General features: G+C 67.8%; 2 protein-coding genes. One reads left to right on the top strand and one right to left on the bottom strand.

The window, feature by feature from the left end:
- Nucleotides 1–32: 32 nt before the first annotated feature.
- The gene (locus ACIRVK_RS45470; RefSeq protein WP_404258042.1) at nt 33–1,028 is read right to left on the bottom strand and encodes an IS630 family transposase; all 996 of its coding nucleotides are present in this window, start codon (nt 1,026–1,028) and stop codon (nt 33–35) included.
- Nucleotides 1,029–1,193: 165 nt separating this feature from the next.
- On the opposite strand from ACIRVK_RS45470, the gene ACIRVK_RS45475 reads away from it, so the two are divergent.
- Nucleotides 1,194–1,808, top strand: a complete 615-nt coding sequence (locus ACIRVK_RS45475; RefSeq protein WP_404258044.1) for a plasmid pRiA4b ORF-3 family protein — start codon at nt 1,194–1,196, stop codon at nt 1,806–1,808.
- Nucleotides 1,809–1,893 lie beyond the last annotated feature (85 nt).

Below are 1,893 nucleotides of genomic sequence, written 5' to 3' on the forward strand. Positions count from 1 at the left end.
ACTAGTGCAGCGCCGCATTGATCTTGCGGGGGTCATGCGGCTTTGAGTGGGGTGCCGTCGTAGGTCCAGCGGAACGGCTGAGCCTCATCGTCGTAGGCGAGGGTGAAGTTGAGGATCTGGTCGATGAGGTCCTGGCGCGAGGCGAACTCACCGCGTCGCAGCAGTCGGCGAGCCAGGATCGAAAAGAAGATCTCGACTTGGTTGAGCCACGAGGCGTGTTTGGGCGTGTGGTGGACGGTGAATCTTGGATGCGCTGCCAGCCAGGCCCGGGTCGCCTTCGAGACATGGGACGACCCGTTGTCGAGTACCAGGTGGATGGTCAGGGCCGGGTCGATGCTCTGATCCAGCAGTCGCAGGAAACGGATGAAGGCGGCCGAGTCGTTGCGGGTGATGTCCTCGACCAGGACCTGCCCGGTGTGCACGTCCAGGGCCGCGACGATGGAGGCCGTGCCGTGCCTGCGGTACTCGAACTCGCGCCGCTCGATCTGGCCGGGGCGGGCCGGCCGGGTCGGATGACGGCGCGAGCGAGCCTGCATCGCGGTCTTCTCATCCACACTGAGCACTATCGAGTGGGGCGGGCGGCGCAGGTAGAGCGCGCACACCTCGGTGGCCCTGGCGTAGAAGTCCGGATCCTCCGGCCGGGTGAGCCAGCCCCGCACCAGGTGCGGTTTGAGATCCAGGTCGGCCAGGATCCGCCCGACCTGGGACGCTGAGATCCCGGCAGAGGCCAGGCGATGAGCGATGGCCCGATGGGTCCACTGGCTGTCGGTGTCGGGGCGGGCGGAGGTGACGGTGGCGACGATGGCCAGGTGCACGTCGGGTCCGTAGCGGCGGGCGCGGCCCGGGCGGGGCCGGTCCTCCAGCGCGGCCATCCCCTCGGCGGCGAACCGCTTGCGCCAGCGCCGCACGGTGTCCAGATGCAGGCCAAGCGCGCGGGCAACAGCCGCGTTCGTGTCACCGTCTGCATAGGCCAGTGCGGCCCGGGCCCGCTGCACCCGGCGCAACGGCGCAGTCCGCGAACGCGTCAAGTCCTCCAGTAACGCGCGCTCTTCACTGCTCCAGGCCACCTGGAACGGACTTTCCACGGCACACGCCCCCACTCCCGCGGCTCTGTCAGTGGCGTTGATCATTGTCGTCGGCGAGGGCCACACGCCCGCCGGAAGGCGGTGAGGATGGGTGGCAGGATGGCCGCCATGGCGAACAGCAGGAGTGCGAAGCCGGCCTCGCGGACGGCGCCGAGCAAGACCGTCCACAAGATCAAGATCACCTTGCGGGACTCCCGGCCTCCGATCTGGCGCCGCCTGGAAGTACCGTCCGGCATCACCTTGCGCGAGCTGCACGACGTCATCCAGGCCGCTTTCGGTTGGGAGGACTACCACATGTGGGCCTTCGAAAGCGGACGGGACCGATACGGCACCGCCGACCGTGACCTGGGCATCCGCAGCGCCGCCTCCAAGCAGCTCCGCCAGGTCGCTGCCCGCACCGGCGACCGGCTCCTCTACACCTACGACTTCGGCGACGACTGGGAACACGACATCCTCATCGAGGACATCACCGAGCCCGAGCCGGACACCGCCTACCCACGATGCCTCACCGGCCGCCGAGCTTGCCCGCCCGAGGACTGCGGCGGCATCTGGGGATACGACTACCTCATCGAGATCCTTGCCGATCCCCACCACGAAGAGCACGAAGACCGCCTGGAATGGCTCGGCCTCGACTCTGCGGACCAGTTCGACCCCGCAGCCTTCGATCCAGCAGAGGTCAACACCGCGCTATCCGCCCACGCGACCGTGCTCGTCAAGAACTGACACATCACTGCCCGCTGTCAGCAGCCCCTTCGTCTGCTGACAGCGGGACACAGACCCCCGCAAGATCAATGCGGCGCTGCACTAG

This window comes from Streptomyces sp. NPDC101152 (assembly GCF_044768275.1).
In the GTDB taxonomy this organism is placed as follows: Bacteria; Actinomycetota; Actinomycetes; order Streptomycetales; family Streptomycetaceae; genus Streptomyces.

Bases quoted from the DNA above. Each gene is read 5' to 3' on its own strand.
- ACIRVK_RS45475 (WP_404258044.1), top strand. From the start codon at position 1,194: ATGGCGAACAGCAGGAGTGCGAAGCCGGCCTCGCGGACGGCGCCGAGC.